The 16,983-nt window shown below is 33.9% G+C and carries 15 protein-coding genes; 11 read left to right on the top strand and 4 right to left on the bottom strand.

The features are described from left to right. The first annotated feature begins 28 nt into the window (after positions 1–28). Both QL232_RS12755 and QL232_RS12750 read left to right on the top strand, forming a co-directional pair. A complete protein-coding gene (locus QL232_RS12755; protein WP_281614403.1) occupies positions 29–949 on the top strand; it encodes an oxidoreductase in 921 nt (306 codons plus the stop codon). 39 nt (positions 950–988) lie between these two features. Beyond that, positions 989–2,044 (top strand): MBL fold metallo-hydrolase, encoded by a 1,056-nt coding sequence (locus tag QL232_RS12750; RefSeq protein WP_168881854.1) that lies wholly within the window; start codon positions 989–991, stop codon positions 2,042–2,044. On the opposite strand, the gene QL232_RS12745 is transcribed toward QL232_RS12750, so the two are convergent. Then, complete coding sequence (locus tag QL232_RS12745) at positions 2,041–2,220, bottom strand: hypothetical protein (protein ID WP_281614402.1); 180 nt, start codon at positions 2,218–2,220, stop codon at positions 2,041–2,043. The genes QL232_RS12750 and QL232_RS12745 overlap by 4 nt on opposite strands. Positions 2,221–2,488: 268 nt before the next feature. On the opposite strand from QL232_RS12745, the gene QL232_RS12740 reads away from it, so the two are divergent. After that, positions 2,489–2,896, top strand: coding sequence for a DoxX family membrane protein (locus tag QL232_RS12740; RefSeq protein WP_168881856.1), 408 nt, complete (start codon positions 2,489–2,491; stop codon positions 2,894–2,896). A gap of 122 nt (positions 2,897–3,018) precedes the next feature. Here the strand turns inward: QL232_RS12740 and QL232_RS12735 are convergent, their stop codons facing one another. Continuing rightward, positions 3,019–4,053, bottom strand: coding sequence for an FAD:protein FMN transferase (locus QL232_RS12735; RefSeq protein ID WP_281614401.1), 1,035 nt, complete (start codon positions 4,051–4,053; stop codon positions 3,019–3,021). Positions 4,054–4,198: 145 nt separating this feature from the next. Here QL232_RS12735 and QL232_RS12730 point away from each other — a divergent pair, with 145 nt between their 5' ends. From QL232_RS12730 to QL232_RS12705, 6 genes are all read left to right on the top strand, one after another. Beyond that, positions 4,199–8,212, top strand: coding sequence for an AAA domain-containing protein (locus QL232_RS12730; RefSeq protein WP_281614400.1), 4,014 nt, complete (start codon positions 4,199–4,201; stop codon positions 8,210–8,212). Between the two features lie 330 nt (positions 8,213–8,542). Continuing rightward, on the top strand, positions 8,543–9,322 hold the full coding sequence (locus tag QL232_RS12725) for a porin family protein (RefSeq protein ID WP_281614399.1): 780 nt from the start codon (positions 8,543–8,545) through the stop codon (positions 9,320–9,322). A gap of 164 nt (positions 9,323–9,486) precedes the next feature. Then, positions 9,487–9,771 carry a hypothetical protein gene (locus QL232_RS12720; RefSeq protein WP_168881860.1) on the top strand — a complete coding sequence of 95 codons (285 nt, stop codon included), beginning with the start codon at positions 9,487–9,489 and terminating at the stop codon, positions 9,769–9,771. A 214-nt stretch (positions 9,772–9,985) separates the two neighbouring features. Further along, positions 9,986–10,381, top strand: coding sequence for a hypothetical protein (locus tag QL232_RS12715; protein WP_281614398.1), 396 nt, complete (start codon positions 9,986–9,988; stop codon positions 10,379–10,381). A gap of 230 nt (positions 10,382–10,611) precedes the next feature. Then, positions 10,612–12,906: a TonB-dependent receptor gene (locus tag QL232_RS12710; protein ID WP_281614397.1), complete on the top strand. Its 2,295-nt coding sequence runs from the start codon at positions 10,612–10,614 to the stop codon at positions 12,904–12,906. A 2-nt stretch (positions 12,907–12,908) separates the two neighbouring features. Then, positions 12,909–14,339, top strand: a complete 1,431-nt coding sequence (locus QL232_RS12705) for a PepSY domain-containing protein (protein ID WP_281614396.1) — start codon at positions 12,909–12,911, stop codon at positions 14,337–14,339. Between the two features lie 27 nt (positions 14,340–14,366). On the opposite strand, the gene QL232_RS12700 is transcribed toward QL232_RS12705, so the two are convergent. Further along, positions 14,367–14,507, bottom strand: a complete 141-nt coding sequence (locus QL232_RS12700; protein WP_168881864.1) for a hypothetical protein — start codon at positions 14,505–14,507, stop codon at positions 14,367–14,369. Beyond that, positions 14,500–14,829 carry a thioredoxin family protein gene (locus QL232_RS12695; RefSeq protein ID WP_281614395.1) on the bottom strand — a complete coding sequence of 110 codons (330 nt, stop codon included), beginning with the start codon at positions 14,827–14,829 and terminating at the stop codon, positions 14,500–14,502. Before QL232_RS12695 ends, QL232_RS12700 begins: the two co-directional genes overlap by 8 nt. A gap of 204 nt (positions 14,830–15,033) precedes the next feature. Between QL232_RS12695 and QL232_RS12690 the strand changes: the two genes are divergently transcribed. Both QL232_RS12690 and QL232_RS12685 read left to right on the top strand, forming a co-directional pair. Next, on the top strand, positions 15,034–15,192 hold the full coding sequence (locus QL232_RS12690; protein WP_168881866.1) for a hypothetical protein: 159 nt from the start codon (positions 15,034–15,036) through the stop codon (positions 15,190–15,192). Between the two features lie 222 nt (positions 15,193–15,414). Beyond that, positions 15,415–16,899, top strand: a complete 1,485-nt coding sequence (locus tag QL232_RS12685) for a Do family serine endopeptidase (protein WP_348646740.1) — start codon at positions 15,415–15,417, stop codon at positions 16,897–16,899. The last annotated feature ends 84 nt before the right edge of the window (positions 16,900–16,983 follow it).

Below are 16,983 nucleotides of genomic sequence, written 5' to 3'. Positions count from 1 at the left end.
CCAATCAAACAAAATGAATCAATTTTAAATGATGAACTTAAACGATTTTCAAAAAATTCCATCTCAAAAAGGCCGTGTAGCAATTGTTACTGGGGCCAATATTGGATTAGGTTTAGAAACTGCCAGATATTTAGCTCAAAAAGATATTACCGTTGTACTTGCCTGTCGAAACTTACAGAAAGCAGAAGCAGCATTATTGGATATCAAGAACTCTTACCCTAAAGCAGATTTAGATATCCTAAAAATAGATTTAAATGATCTCGATTCGGTACATACTTTTACTGAACAATTTTCTCAGAAATATCAACGGTTAGACCTTCTAATAAATAATGCTGGTCTAATGATTCCGCCATTACAACGAACGAAAGAAGGATTTGAAAGTCAGTTTGGGGTAAATTATGTTGCTCATTTTTATCTCACTCAATTGCTGTTACCACTGCTAAATAATACTCCTGAGGCAAGAATAGTGAATCTCGGAAGTTTAGCTCACCGCCAAGGAAAATTAGATTTTGATAATCTTAATGCCGAAAAAAGGTATGTAAAATTCGAAGCTTACTCATTGAGCAAATTAGCCTGCGTGATGTTTACGTATGAGTTACAACGTAGACTTGAAAAAGAAGGAAAAAGTACAATTGCAGTAGTGGCTCATCCCGGTGGATCCATGACAAATTTAGGACAATATGCACCACAATTCATCAATAATATTGTAGAGAAAATAGGTGCACCATTTCTCAACTCTTCCAAAATGGGTGCATTACCTACTGTTTATGCTGCATTAGGTGCAGATATAAAAGGAGGTGATTATACCGGTCCTAATGGTTTTACGGAGATCAAAGGAAGTAAAGCGGTAAAAGTAAAATCAACAAAGTATTCTCATCGTATTGATTTAGCACAGAGACTTTGGGAAGAAACCGAAAAAATGATTCAAGAAACTAAAGTGAGTCAATAGATATTTATTAAATTCATTACCTCAACTAAAATTCTAAATATGTTACATCTACTTAGCCCTCAATTTGGTGGAAAGTTTACTGAAGAAGAGAAAGAAAAGCTGGAAAAGTCACCAAACTGGAAAGATGATAAATTTGAGAACCTAGAAGAAACGATGATGAATATCAACATTCGGAATATTCCAGGGTTACTCAAAAAGCAATTAACCAATAGAGCGGGAAGGGCTCCAAAAAATAACCTATGTATTCTTCCTTTTAATCCAGAAGTATATAACCAAGAACTCGATAATCCAAAATGTATATGGTATGGACACTCGGTTTTATTACTACAACTTAATGGTAAGAATATACTTATTGATCCTATGTTAGGTTCCAACGCATCACCAATTGGACCTGTAAACACCAAAAGGTATAGTAATGACTCTTTAAAGGTGATTGATGAATTACCTGATATTGATATCCTATTACAAACGCACGACCACTACGATCACTTGGATTTAGACTCTTATGAGAAACTAAAGGGTAAAGTGAAGAAATACGTAGTAGGGCTAGGGATTAAAAGACACCTTGTATCTTGGGGACATGATGAAAAACTAATTACGGAAGTAGATTGGTGGGATACACTAAATATTTTAGACTTTGAAATTACATATACTCCATCTCGACATTTCTCTGGAAGAGGGCTCAACGATAGGGCTAAATCTCTTTGGGGTGGATTTGTTATAAAAACAAATAACCACTCAATTTACTGGAGTGGCGACGGTGGCTATGGTAAGCACTTTAAAGAAATTGGTGAAAAACTAGGTCCTTTTGATTGGGGATTTATGGAAAATGGTCAATACAATGAAAATTGGCATTTAATCCATATGTTTCCTGAAGAGAGCATTCAAGCAGCTAAAGATGCTCAAGTAAAAAAAGCTTTTCCTGTACACTGGGGAGGTTTTACTTTGGCCTTACATACTTGGAAAGATCCTATAGAAAGATTTGTGGATGAATCTCGTAAAAAAGATCAACCTATTTTCACTGCAAAGATTGGAAAGATCATTGAAATGGGTAAAAATGATGAACTCTATGATTGGTGGACTGTCCTGGATTAATCAACTACGTAATTAAAAATTTCAACTACATTTTTTCCAATGTAAAAGTTATCATCTGCGTTAGCATCATTATTAGAATTTGTTGCTAACGTAGTACTAGCTGTTAACGATAACGTTAATTTTAACCAAAAGAATAAAGTTCTAAGAATACCTCTAAATTGACCTAATAACTGCATAGTGAAAAGTTAAGTGATTACGAATAATAAAGTGTAGGTAAATTTTATAACGGTAAATCTTAAAAAGTGACTGAGATCATTAAAAACTGTTAAGACTTTATTAAAAAACGGCTTTATTGATTCATAAAAACCTCATTTACAATAAAATACATAAAATCGATTGATTTTTTTTGACATTTTTTCTCAAATGTGACGTGGTTCACATACCATGGAGACCTTATCCTACATCTTTGTAATAGAAATTATTACTCAATCAAAATATCAAAAGATGGAAACCATAAAAAAATATGCGTTAATCGGATTAAGGCTTTTAGTAGCGATAATATTAATACAAACATTAAGATTTAAGTTTACAGCTCACCCTGATAGTGTTTATATATTTACAACAGTAGGATTAGAACCTTTTGGACGAATTAGTATTGGCATTTTAGAATTAATAGCTAGTATACTTATTTTGATACCTCGTACAACTTGGTTTGGAGCTGTACTCACTTTAGGGATTATTGGTGGAGCTATTATGATGCACCTTACCATATTAGGTATAGAAGTAAACGGTGATGGAGGAACGTTATTTTTATTGGCTTTAATTACGGAATTAAGTGCTGGTATTGTTTTTTGGAACGAAAAAGACAGTATTCCTTATTTCAATCAGATTGCCTATAAAGTTAATAACTAACTCTTTCCTGTAACCTAAGAACCCTTATCTAACAAAGAATAATAATTGCTTTTAATATATATTTACTCATTTCTGCTTACTACAAAAAGACCGGACGTTGTTTCAATGCCCGGTCTTTTTTTCTATTTCTGAATGATAAATTTTTCAGCTCCCTTGGATATATAATTTTTCATTGTACCCTCATCATCGTAGATAAAGATGGCCTCTAAATCATCATCACTTTCTACTACTTTAATTGCTTCTTCTAAACCTGCTACCATAAATGCAGTCGCATAAGCATCAGAAGACATACAAGAAGATGAAAATACTGAAGCACTTAATAACGAATGCTGTACAGGGTAACCTGTTCTTGGATCCAAAGTATGTGCATATTTTTTTCCATCTTTTACATAGAAGTTTCTGTAGTTACCAGAAGTAGCTAAGGCTTTATTGTCTAATGAAATAATAATGGAAATGGCTTCGCCTGTACCTTCTTTAAATTTTGGATTATCAATACCGATCTTCCAAGTAGTGTCCTTTTCATTTACACCACTACAAACTACCTCACCTCCTATTTCAACCATAAAGTCTTTAATTCCTTGTGCTTTTAATAGGTTAGCAACAACGTCTACAGCATATCCTTTAGCAATTGCACCAAAGTCAAGCTCTACTCCTGCCTTCGACTTTTTTACTTCCTTTTTATCAAATGTGATATACTTATCAAAACCAACATATGCCTTGATAGAATCTACCTGATCATCTTTAATAGTCGGTGTTTTACCTGGTCCAAAGCCCCAAGCCTTTACTAAAGGTTGAATTGTAGGATCAAAAGAACCGTTGGTGGCTTCGTAAACTTTTTTAGCATCTTCCAACACAGGATAAAAGAAATCTGTCTCATAAGTGAAAGACATTCCTGAGTTAAACCTTGAAATCTCTGAAGATGGAATATATGTGGATAACGACTGGTTAAAATCCTCTAGTACATTTTTAATTTCTTGATCTAATGCTCTTCCTTCTTCATCTATATATTTAACGTTGTAAGGAACTACACCAAAAGTAACACCTCGAACATGGAAATGTGTATTTACTGGAGGATTGTAACTTCTGTATAAATAAGTTAGTCCGATAAAAACTATTAGAATTATCGAATAAATAATATTTTTCTTCCTGTTATCCATTACGATTTTAATTTATCAATGCGTATCTTGATCAATATTCTGAATCAATTATCTACAAAGGTGCGTAAGTGTACACTTATCTACCTATTGTTTTACATTTTTTTGGAAAGATTCAGTGTTTAAAACCAACAAAAGGAAGTAAACTGTGCAAAAGACCTTAAAAACCTACCAAAAAAGGCTTGCTAATCTATCTGCTAGAAACAAGTCCTTGTATTTGCCCAAGGCTTACACCGGACAGTATGTTGATCTTGCTCATTTAGATCATTTAATGCATTCTCCTTCTCATGATATTATTAAAGATGTAATTCGTGGTAAGAAAAATATTCCATTATGCCCCGTTGCGGATAGTAGAGATACTCAAGCCAATAAGATGAGTTCACAAATCCGAAAGGTGGGTAAAACTGCAAAGTTTGTCTTGGAAGAAGGCGGTAGACATGACCTATTTTTAGGGTATCCTTTTGTTCATGGTAGGTTAATGACAGGAGGTAATCTTAGAGGTCCACTACTTTTCTTTCCAATTCGATTAATAGTAGATAATGGTAATTGGTATTTACAGCTCCGAGAGGATACGGAAGTCACTTTCAATAAAACACTTTTGCTAGCCATTTCTCATCACAATAATGTACAGTTTAGTGATGACTTCCTGGAATTAACTTTTGAAGACTTCCCTAAAGATCCAACAGAGTTTCTTACCATGTTGTATCATACTTTAGAGGAATCCAATCTCGAATTAAACTTTAACCAAGATACATTTGGTGAGTTTATCAAAGAATTTGAACCACTGAATAAAATACACTTCCAAGAGGAATATGGTGAGGGGCAAATGAAGTTATTTTCAGAAGCATTGATTGGTATTTTCCCTCAATCGGATTCTTACCTAATGCCTGATTATGAAAACCTTCTCAATAAAAATGAGATTAAAGATTTAGAAGGCTTTTTTGGAACAACAGGTGATCATTTAGATGAACTTGGGCTAAAAGAAACCTATGTTGGAAAAGCCAACCAAGAAGAAGAACTATTATCGCCTTATCCTATGGATGCTTCACAGGAAAAGGTGGTTAAAGAAATAAAAGGTGGACAGTCTGTTGTGGTACAAGGCCCTCCAGGTAGTGGTAAATCCCAGCTAATCTGTAATCTGATCGCTGACTTTACTACAAGAGGGAAAAATGTATTGGTGATATCACAAAAAAGAGCCGCTTTAGATGTTGTCTATAAAAGGATGAAAGATATCGCCTTGGGGTCGTTCTGTGCCATGGTACATGACCACCGATATGACAGAGGGTATATCTATCAAAAAATAAAAGATCAAATCGATGCTTTAGATAAATTCCGTGAAGATAATAATAGTCTTGGAGCAATGCAATTGGAAAGAAATTTTGCATTAAGGTCTAAACAAATCGACAGTTCTCTTACACAATTAGAAGAATTTAGAGAAGCACTATACGATACACAAGAATGTGGTATTTCTGCCAAAGAACTTTATTTGAGATGTAACCTAAAAGCAGAGCACACACATTTAAAAGGGTGTTATCAGGAATTTGATTTATCAGACTTAGAACTTTACAAAAAACGTCTGAAAACCTATTTAGGGTTCGCACAAAAACTAGATCATGAAGACTACATATGGAAAGATAGAATTCCATTTAGTCATTTTGATAGTAGTGCGATTGTTCATATGAAAGAAGTTATCGATGAAATAATTCCTTTCAGAGACGAAGTAGCAAAAAAGATAGAAGACAATATTCAGGTTGAATTGTCTTTTGATGAATGCCTATGGATTTTAAGACAGGAAGAACAGGTCAATAAATTTATGGAAATTATTTCCGACCCTGATGTCTATAAAATGTTCAATAGCATCATCAAAAAAAGAGGGAGAGTACCGACGCAACAAGATTGGAATAATCACAAAAAGGGGTGTCTTTCTGCTTTTTCATACAAAGGGACTGACATCGAAAAAACCGTCAGTGAAGATGAGCTAGGTAATACCATCGAATGGGTAACGGATGCTATTTCGGATAGAAGTAATCCATTACTGATTATTAAATGGCAATTCTCTAAACATAAGAAACAAGTAATTGCCTTATTGGAAAGGAATAACTTACCAAATACCGTCAAGGGATTACAACAGTTAAGAGATCGTTTAGAAAATAGAATGAACCTGACGCATCATAAGAATGAGATGCGTAAATACCAATGGCTAACAGAGTTCCCAGAAGCATTTGAAGAAAGTGTTTGGGACAAGTGGTTCAAAGCAGGTCTTAAAGCAATTGAAGCAAGAAAAATTTATACTTCTCTTCGTTCTAGCGTCCAATTTATCGAACTACATAATTTTAGTTATGATGAACTGTGGACTAAAATTGATCAACTTTTCAAAGTCATCAATAAAATTCCTGAAGCGAGACAACGATGGGAAAAATACTTGTCGCCACTGGAAATTGAAGATATCCTAAATAATAAAATCGAGCTCGATCATCTAAAAGAAACGTTAGAAGAAGATTTCGATGAAATTTGTCGCTTTGATACCTTAAAGGAATCATTTGAGCCACATGAATGGGCTGCACTCCGACTGATAGATGGGCATATGAATGGGGTACATAAATACCCTATTGATGAAGTGATCGAGTATTTTGAAAATAGCCTTAACATTAGTTGGTTGTACCATATTGAAACCAAGCACCCTGTATTAAGAATTGTATCCAATGGTGCGATGGAACAATTGGAAAGCAACTTACAGGAAGCTATTCTTGAAAAAAGATCTATTGCCAATGATATGACTTTGGTTCGATTAAAGGAAAGAACGTACGACAAAGTAGAATACAATCGATTAAACAATAGAGTCACATATAGAGACTTATACCATCAAGTAAATAAGAAAAGAAGTATTTGGCCTTTAAGAAAAACATTCCATAAGTTCCAGGATGAAATCTTAGACCTTCTTCCTTGTTGGTTAACTTCTCCGGAGGCAGCATCAGCTATTTTCCCTCTGATTCCGTTCTTTGACCTTGTTATTTTTGATGAAGCATCACAGTGTTTTGCCGAGAAGGGAATTCCTGCTATGTATAGAGGAGCACAAGTGGCTATCTTAGGCGATTCTCAACAATTACCTCCATTTGACTTATACAAGCCAAGGTGGGAAGAAGACGATGAATACGATTTAGACCCTGCCTTAGAAGTCGATAGTTTACTGGATCTTGGTAAGCAATATCTATCAGAACACTATCTGATGGGACATTACAGAAGTGAATCGTTTGATCTTATTGATTTCTCTAATAAGTATTTCTATAAAAATAAACTTCGTTTTATACCTTATTACAATAAGGTGAAGTTCAATGATAGAGGTATTGAGTTTCATCATATAGAAAATGGAATTTGGAAGAAGGGTGTCAACCAAGAAGAAGCTGTGGCTGTAGTAAAACATGCCAAGAGACTCGTAGATGAAGGTGAAAAAAGCATTGGTATTATCACTTTCAATCATAAACAACAAGAATTGATTCAAGAGATCATGGATAGAATCAATGTCAATTGGCCTTCGGATACCATCGTTAAAAACATTGAGAATATTCAAGGAGATGAAAGAGATCATATCTTACTTTCTGTTACTTATGCCTTTAATGAAAATGGAAAATTCAATTTACAATTCGGTGCTCTAAGTCAAGAAGGAGGAGAAAAAAGGCTTAATGTAGCCATTACGAGAGCTAGAAAAAAAGAATATATATTTAGCAGCATTCTTCCCCATCAATTAAAAACAGAGGAAGTAAAGAATGAAGGCCCTAAGTTACTGAAAGAATTTCTTCACTATGCAAAAGAAGTGAGTGAGCAAGGGTATAGACCTACTCCATATTCTGATGAAAGTTGGAAATTTGGTAAAACGCTAAAAGATAAAATTAAGAAAGAAGAGGATATGACAGAACAACTTCCTTTCTCTTCATTAACTGTTGTACAAAATGCAGTTCCTACTGCTTTGTTGATGACAGATGATGAAAATTATCATCAGTTTATTTCAGCGAAAGATGCTCATGGTTATTTCCCTATCGAATTGAAAAAGAAGGATTGGAAATTTAATCGTTTCTACAGTCGAAACCTTTGGAAAAACAAAAAGAAATTTAAGAAAAACGTTGCTCTTTTTGTTGAAGATATTGATCAAGAAAGACCCTCTTAGTGGGTCTTTTTTTATGTCAAATTGAGTAAAAATACAACAATTATCAAAATGAATATTCATTCATTTATTTTGCGTGAAAATAATTTCAAAGAATATAATTTTACATTTAATTATTTATATGGAATAGTATTTATGTATTTCATATTTTATAACAGCATTAAAAACCTCATTTTTTTATTTTAACATTAACCATAAAAAACTACATTTTTAGTGTTTACCCTTATTAAATATCAAAATTTGTTACCCTAAAAGAAACACCTATACCTTTGTGTTATCGAAAACGTTGACGATTCAATCTTACCTAATTTTAGAATCCTATTTAAATAAGAAATGAGAAAATTTTTAACGCTAATTACCGTATTTTTTGGTTGTACATTATCTATCTACGCACAAGGAGTTTTAGGAGTCAGAGGTGGTTTATCTTCTTCTGGGTTATTAGTAGAAGATCCGAATGGCGGGTTAGTTCATGGATTTGTTGGAGGTATCACTTATGATGTTCCAATGAATCAAAAATTCAGTTTGGGAATTGAGGTAAATTATGCTCAACAAGGAGTGTATAGTTTAACAGATGAAACTATGGCAGGATCAATACCAATGACTCCCGACCAAATGTTAGATGTATCTTACCAAATGACAGGTAGAACTGATATTAAATTACACTATATCAATATTCCTATTGTTGCAAAATATGCATTTGGTGAGAATGGTAACTTTAAACTATTTGGTGGTGGACAGATTGGCTTTAAATTAGGTCAGGATGTACAATGGTCTGATGGTGAATATACATTGACAGCTAATGGTGAGGATGCTTCTCATATGCTACCAGAAGCTGCAAAAGCAATCTATGAGCAAACAGGAATGATGATTCCTTACACAGATGAGCAAATGCAAGCAGTCGCAGAAGGTCAAGAATTTAAAAACATTGATATTTCAGTAGTATTTGGTGCATCTTACCAATTTGGAGATTCACCATTTGGTCTTGATTTCAGAGTAAATTATGGGTTAACTGACATCAACAATAGTCCTGATCCAGACCTAAATGGAAAAGACTATATGAACAATATGAACATTCAATTTACGGCTACTTATGCCTTGTGGGGACATAAATAATTCAAATTGAAGTAGATAATTGAAAGGAAGTCAGTCTTGGCTTCCTTTTTTTGTTTTTTTACCACTAAATAGGCAACCTTTTTGATAGACTAAAGGTAGTATAAAGTATAAATGCTACAAACCAATTATAAAATTTATACATACTAAACTGAAAGTAAACATTTATGAAAAGAATAATAACTGTACTAACTTCCATATTGATGATGTCACTGTCATTTGCATCTTTTGCAGATGAAGTAGAAACAATTACGACCAAAGCTAAAACACCCTTATATAAGGTCGTGGATGGCAAAATGAAACGAGTAGGTTTTATGCCCAAAGGCAGTCAAATTGAAGTAAAAAAAATCCCACACATAGAAGGTAAAATTGAGTATAAAGCAAGAGTAAATTATCACGAAACAGAATGTGGTCATTTAATTTCTACTAGATATATCAATAATAAAAAGTAAAAGACTTTATTAAAATATAAGAAGCCGTTTCTGTAATCAATTATAGAAACGGCTTCTTTGTTTGTGCTCCCCACTATCTTCTATACATTATTATTTTCACCTACTACAAAGTCGAAATTGAAAACATAGTATTTCAATGAAAAATTATTCATCAAAGTATATTGAATTTAAAGGACGTTTGTATATTTGCACAGCTCTTTAAATAAGCACCCTAATGATGAACAAACTGAACATCTCAGTTACATTTATTCTAGCAACAATCGTATTGATCCAATGCATATCTACTCCACTCATTTGGATGGATTATAATATGCGTAAGGATTTCTATGCCGAAGTTTTGTGCGTGAATAAAAACCGAACAGACCTTCCACAGGTTTGTGGTGGGCGCTGTCAATTAAAGTCTAAGTTGGCTGATGCTACTTCTCCAGAATCAGAAAGTAGCAGTAAAGAAAACAACCTCAAGGAAGTAGTTTCTGAACCACTTTCACTTTCCATTTTTATGTTTTCTACAAAGAGTGTACATCGTTCTATCGATCAATTACCAATGCTGATAGACGAAAAAGTGGAAGGAAACTATACTTCTTCAATCTTCCATCCTCCGATAGCATAATTGCTTTTCTAATTATCGACTTTTTTAAACATCATTTCTTTTTGATGGATGTATTGTTGTGTCAAGACATTCAATAATACTTTTTCGAGGTAACTTTTTTATACCTCTAGGTCGTTACATTCAAAAATTTAAAAATCATCGCATAACATTAATACTAGGCTATTGGTAACACTCCTTTTTGGTGTTATCAAAAGTGTTAGCTCAACGTTATGTCCAAATAAAAAATATTAATGAAATCGCAATTGTTAGGAGCTCTTCTATTGATTTTGAGCATCCCTTCTCTTCATGCCCAAACTTTAGAGTTATCAGGTAAAATTCAAGACAAATTATCTAAAGAAGCTTTGGTTGGTGCCATTGTTATCAATCAAAAAGATAATAAGTATACTATCACTGATAACGAAGGAAATTATAGCATCAGTGTAGATCAAAATGATATGATTGAATTCAAGTACTCAGGTTATTTAAGTACAACGATGAAAGCCAGTTCAATCAAACCTGTCATCTCTTTATCTCAAGATGATTATGTGCTTAACCAAGTTGTTGTTTCAGCCAGTAGAGATGCTCAAAAAAGAGAGGAAGCACCAATAGCTATTACATCTATTGGTACGACAATGCTTGATGAAACAAAAGCACAGTCATTAGATCAGGTCATCAATAAAGTTCCAGGTGTATTAATGGCCGATCTTGGTAGCGAACAACATATGATGGCTATTCGTCAACCGATATCAACAAAAAGCCTTTTCTTATATTTAGAAGATGGTTTACCTATCCGTCCTACAGGTATTTTTAATCATAATGCCTTGAATGAGATGAATATGGCAGTCGCTCAAAATATTGAAGTAATACGAGGGCCTGCTTCAGCATTATATGGTTCTGAAGCTATTGGAGGTGCTATAAATCTTATTACAAAAACTCCATCACTAGTGCCTACTGCCCAAGTACAATTAAGAGGTGATTCTTATGGTTACAGAAGAATTGACGCAACAGTTGAAGGAACATCTAAAAATGGTAAGTTTGGTGCTAGCATTGGAGGATATGCTGCAAAAAGAGAAAACGGATACTTAGATCACAGTGATTTTGATAAAACTATCGTTACCGCTGTTTTACAATACAAGGTCAACGAAAGTTTAGTCTTAAAATCTAATACTACTTATATGAAATATTATTCAGATATGGGCTCTTCTTTAGACAGTACATCTTTTTATGATAGAGATTTCACTTCATTACACAACTTTACTAAAAGAGAAATTGAATTGTGGAGATCAACTTTCACTGCTGATAAAACTTGGTCTGAAAACAGTAAAACAGTCGCTAAAGCTTTTTTCCGTACGAACACATTAGGACAAATTCCTAGTTATAGAATTAAGAATGATTGGGGAAATCCAAGTGTTGCTAAGGGAGAAGTAAATGAAAGTGCTTTCCAAAGTTATGGCGCTGTTATACAACATAACCAAAAGATTCCTTCATTAAAAACAACAATAAGAGTTGGAGCAAGTGTAGATTACAGTCCAACTACTTTCTGGGCAAACTACATTGATGTACAAAGAGATGAAAATGGTAGATATGTAGGGTACACTTCAACGGATTCTATACTTACAGATTACCAAACTAATTTATTGAATACTGGCCTTTATGCTCAAGTAGAAGTTAATCCTATCGATCGATTATTTATTACGGCAGGAGTTCGATCGGATCATTTCAAGTATGACTATACGAATAACTTGGGTGAAGAAGCTTTTTCAGGTGCGCCAAATTCAGTCAATTATTTTAATGCCATTACTCCAAGAGTAGGTGCTACTTACACTATGCTTAATGGACTAGGTTTCTACTCTAACTATAGTGTAGGATTTATGCCTCCACAAGTTTCAGAATTATACAGAGGTGTAAAAGTTCCAACATTGGAACCTTCTTATTACAATAACTTTGAAGTAGGAACATGGTCTACCCTACCAAGTGGATTTGGCTATGTGGAAGGTGCTTACTATAATATGTCGGGTAAAAACGAAATCGTTTCAGTACTTCAGGAAGATGGTTCTTATGAAAATCAGAATGCTGGCTCTACCAACCATCAAGGTGTAGAAATGGCCTTACACTTTAAGCCCGTTTCTCAACTTTTTGTTCGAGTTGGTGGTACCTATGCAGAGCATACTTTTGAAGAATTTAATACAGGTAAAGAAGACTTTTCAGGAAATACAATGGCCAATGCTCCCAATTGGATTGCCAACATGGAATTAACGTTTAAGCCTCGATTCCTAAAAGGATTTAGAACATCATTAGAGTTTCAAAAAGTGAGTGAGTACTATATGGATAATCAGAATACGAAAAAGTACGATGGATACCATGTATTCAACTTACGATTTGGTTACCAATTTAAAGGCTTAGATACATGGTTTAACATCATGAACTTAACCGATGAACTGTACGCCACTAGAGTTTCCAAGTCATCTTGGGGAGAAAATTATAATTTAGGTGCCCCTCGTACTTTCCAATTAGGTATCGGCTATACAATCAGTAAGAATAAATAATCATGACTTTGTATCAATTTCATCGAAAGTTAAGTCTTATCGCATTATTACCTCTATTAGCATGGACACTAAGTGGAGTAATGCACCCTCTTATGTCTAATTTTAAACCAAAAGTAAATCAACGTTTGGTGGTAAATCAAGAGGTAAAAGATGCAGATCAATTACTATTTACTGCAGATTCAATTATGAAAATTAATCACTGGAAAGACATACAGTCTTTCCGGTTGGTTAATATTGACTCTAACTTATATTACCAATTCAAAAAGTCAGAAGGTAACATTTATGTAAATACAAAAAATGGTGATATTCTTCCAAATGGAGAAAATGTTTATATCTCCTATCTTGCTAACTTATATTCTGGTGAGAGTGAAGACAAAATCGCTACAATCACTGAACAGAAAACGTTCAATAATGAGTATGTAAAAATTGCAAGAATCCTTCCCGTATATAAAGTCGAGTATCAAAGAATGGATGGACTAAAAGTATTTATTGATACACACACAGATCAGATGACGTATGCTACAAATACATTGAGAAGTGGTTATCAAGCTTTTTTCTTATGGGCTCATAGTTGGAGTTTCTTAGATTTCAATACTACATTTAGACTATTTGTTCTTGGAGTATTTATTACGATTTGTTTTTTAGCAGGTGTATCTGGAATATTAGTGTATACTAAATTTAGAAAAACCTATCAGCGTCAACAGACATCCAGGGTTCCCTGGCAACGAAGGTTACACCGCTCATTAGGTATTGGTTTATCTTTTTCATTATTACTATTTGCTTTCAGTGCATTTATGCACATGTTACCAAAATACAATGCTCTCGATAAAACTAGTTTTTCTAGCCCAACATCATTTACGTCAGAAGAACTTACTTTCGACTTTGATAGTATTCCTAAAGGATGGATGAATGTTCAACCTATAAAATTAAAAGATAAAGTGTACTATCAAGTACATTATAAAAAAGGACGTAGTATCTCAAAAAGGTACTATAATGTAGTAACTCAGAAGGAGCTTTCACAAGGGGATAGTATCTATGCTGTACATTTGGCCCAACAATACAGTGGATTAAAGAGTATCAGAAATATCACTCCGATAAACAAGTTTGCAAATGAGTATGGCTTTATCAACAAATTACTTCCAGTACAAAAAGTACAATTTGAGGGTGAAGGCAACCCAAGGTGGTATATTGATACCAAAACAAGTTTTGTAGGAGCAATTATCGAAGATAAGTCTGCTATCTCAGGATTTATTTTTGCCTATTTCCATAAATATCATGTTTTTGATTTTCTAGGAAAACCAATTAGAGATTCTATCATGTCATTTTTTGCCTTAGGTAATTTCTTGGTAGGTATTTTGGGGTTCTGGATGTATCTCAACACAAAGTCTAAGAAAAGAAAAGGGAAAAAGAGAGACAAAGTATTAGTCTCTTAATAAAAAGATAAAAGCCGTACTTATATATCAATAAGTACGGCTTTTATCTTTTTCTTTTTCAAACCTCTCAACAGAAGCGGTACAGCAACTATTGTAAGATGTTTTTGGAGATTGGTATTTTCTCTTTAACCATTCTCTTATATGTCTGATTAATTTCGATTTACTCATGAATTAATCTTTTTAATTGTTGAATAGGAACGATACCATGTGCCCTTCCCGTTTCTTTTGAATCAACTAAACCAATAAAATAAGGTATTCCTTTGATATTGTAATTCTTCGCTACAGTTTCCAATTTCTCTGGATCCACCTTAATTACTTTTGCAACCCCTTCCAACTCAAATGATAAATTACTGATTGTACCTTTCATTACTCTACATGGCGGACACCATTCTGTGGAGAAATCAAGAATTACCTTTTTGTTTTCCTGAATTGCCAAGTTCAATTCATCTATATTTTGAACAGTCATTACTGTATTTGGTATTTCAAACATATTTTATGTTGGTAAGTAACAATTCAATAAACACAAATTCAATACTTAAAGTTAATTCTGTTCAAAACTGATAACAATGAAAGCTATTTGTGTCATATTGTCATAAATAAATGAGTCAACTTGTCTGTCAAAAAAACTAAATACAAAAAACAAGGCCCGTCATTGACGAGCCCCGTTTCAATTTACACCCAAACTTTAAACACTATGAAAATTGATCTGCCCTCTGAACAGGACAGAAACTCTCAGTTCTATAACAATACTTTATTACAAGTATTTGAATCACATAAGATGCTTTTAAACAATAAAATTTTAAAAGCTTTCTTGCTTATGACATTACAAATGTGGTGGAATAAAATCGAATAAATATTGATGACCATCACCATTCTTGAATGATACTTCACTTTATTACGGTAATTTAGATTTGTTTGCACTCCTCCACTTTTTTGATAAAAAATTTTAATAGACTGTTTTTTTGTATGGAGTTTGTCTTACTTGTACATACTAGTGTACAAATAGAAACTCTAGACTTGAACAATTAGTCTCTCTCAGAGTTTCAGAATTAAAAACATATTAGACTATCATATCATGAAAAAACAATTCTTTTCCATGATGGCGGCCTCAATTATAGGTGGAGTCATCTCCGTGGGAGCTTATACTACCTTTATTGCTCCACAAATGGATATACAACAAAAAGAGGAAAACAAACCTGTTGCATTTACCAAATACGAAAATTCTCCAAAACGAGCTGACTATGTCATTCCTGATGGGATGAATTTCGTTAGTGCTGCCGAAAAAGCTACTCCAGCCGTAGTTCATATTAAAACGTATGTTGATGTATCCTCAAGGGTTCCAAGAAATACACCTCGTTTCTTCCATGAGTTTTTTGGAGATCCAAGAGGAGGAAATGGTGAAGGTCAACTGGGATCTGGTTCTGGAGTTATTCTATCAGCAGATGGATATATTGCAACCAATAACCATGTTGTAGATGGAGCGTCAAAAATAGAGGTCGTATTAGAAGATAAACATACTTATACTGCCAACCTTATTGGAACGGATCCTACTACAGATTTGGCTTTATTAAAAATAGAAACTGATAATTCCCTTCCTTATTTAGCATTTGGAAATTCTGATAATGTAAAAGTTGGTGAGTGGGTACTTGCTGTTGGCAACCCTTATGAATTAACTTCTACAGTTACTGCAGGTATTGTCAGTGCAAAGGCAAGAAACATTAATATCCTTAGGTCAAAGACCGGTTTATCTGTTGAATCATTTATTCAAACTGATGCAGCTGTAAACCCGGGTAACTCTGGTGGTGCACTAGTTGATCTAAACGGTGCATTAATTGGTATAAATACAGCGATTGCTTCTAAAACAGGATCTTTTACAGGATATTCGTTTGCTGTTCCTTCTGAACTTGTAAAGAAAGTGATGGATGACCTAAGAGAATATGGAGCGGTTCAAAGAGCACTAATTGGTGTTCAAATTCAAGATGTCGATCAGAAAATTGCTGAAGAAGCAAAACTCGAAGACATTGCAGGTGTTGCTATCGTGGATGTAAATCCTCAAGGTGCAGCAGACGAAGCAGGTATTGAAGCAGGAGACATTATCCTTAAGATCAATGATGAGAAAATTGAAAGTGTTTCTGAATTGCAAGAATATATTGCTCGTAAACGTCCGGGTGATGAAGTAAAAGTAACGGTTAACAGAAGTGGTAAAGAGAAAGACTTCAATGTAAAACTGAAGAACACCAATAATACTACAGAGATTGTTTCTGCTCCAAAGAATTCTAGTGAAGCTATTGCAGCACTTAGTGCTGATGTAAAACCTATTTCTGAGAAGCAGGCTGCAGCTCTAGGATTAAATGGAGGACTTGCAGTAACAAAGCTTCAACCGAACGGAAAATTATATAATGCTGGTATTAGAGAAGGTTTCATTATTACCAGTGTAGATAGAGAAGAAGTAACAAATCTTGATGATCTTGGAAATGCCTTAAGAGGCAAAAGTGGAGGTATATTAATCGAAGGAATGTACCCTGATGGTCAAAGAGAGTACGTAGGAATTGGATTATAAGAATTCCGTTACTAAATTGCACACTGTACACGTTTTTACGTGTACAGTGTTATAAAAATTGAATTTTGATAAGAAAAAATTAGG

The organism is Flammeovirga sp. SubArs3, assembly GCF_947387565.1.
GTDB lineage: Bacteria > Bacteroidota > Bacteroidia > Cytophagales > Flammeovirgaceae > Flammeovirga > Flammeovirga agarivorans.
Note: the sequence above shows the minus strand (reverse complement) of the source record. Positions and strands in the feature narration are given on the sequence as shown.

Bases quoted from the DNA above. Each gene is read 5' to 3' on its own strand.
- QL232_RS12755 (WP_281614403.1), top strand. From the start codon at position 29: ATGATGAACTTAAACGATTTTCAAAAAATTCCATCTCAAAAAGGCCGT.
- QL232_RS12750 (WP_168881854.1), top strand. From the start codon at position 989: ATGTTACATCTACTTAGCCCTCAATTTGGTGGAAAGTTTACTGAAGAA.
- QL232_RS12745 (WP_281614402.1), bottom strand. From the start codon at position 2,220: ATGCAGTTATTAGGTCAATTTAGAGGTATTCTTAGAACTTTATTCTTT.
- QL232_RS12740 (WP_168881856.1), top strand. From the start codon at position 2,489: ATGGAAACCATAAAAAAATATGCGTTAATCGGATTAAGGCTTTTAGTA.
- QL232_RS12735 (WP_281614401.1), bottom strand. From the start codon at position 4,053: ATGGATAACAGGAAGAAAAATATTATTTATTCGATAATTCTAATAGTT.
- QL232_RS12725 (WP_281614399.1), top strand. From the start codon at position 8,543: ATGAGAAAATTTTTAACGCTAATTACCGTATTTTTTGGTTGTACATTA.
- QL232_RS12720 (WP_168881860.1), top strand. From the start codon at position 9,487: ATGAAAAGAATAATAACTGTACTAACTTCCATATTGATGATGTCACTG.
- QL232_RS12715 (WP_281614398.1), top strand. From the start codon at position 9,986: ATGATGAACAAACTGAACATCTCAGTTACATTTATTCTAGCAACAATC.
- QL232_RS12710 (WP_281614397.1), top strand. From the start codon at position 10,612: ATGAAATCGCAATTGTTAGGAGCTCTTCTATTGATTTTGAGCATCCCT.
- QL232_RS12705 (WP_281614396.1), top strand. From the start codon at position 12,909: ATGACTTTGTATCAATTTCATCGAAAGTTAAGTCTTATCGCATTATTA.
- QL232_RS12700 (WP_168881864.1), bottom strand. From the start codon at position 14,507: ATGAGTAAATCGAAATTAATCAGACATATAAGAGAATGGTTAAAGAGA.
- QL232_RS12695 (WP_281614395.1), bottom strand. From the start codon at position 14,829: ATGTTTGAAATACCAAATACAGTAATGACTGTTCAAAATATAGATGAA.
- QL232_RS12690 (WP_168881866.1), top strand. From the start codon at position 15,034: ATGAAAATTGATCTGCCCTCTGAACAGGACAGAAACTCTCAGTTCTAT.
- QL232_RS12685 (WP_348646740.1), top strand. From the start codon at position 15,415: ATGAAAAAACAATTCTTTTCCATGATGGCGGCCTCAATTATAGGTGGA.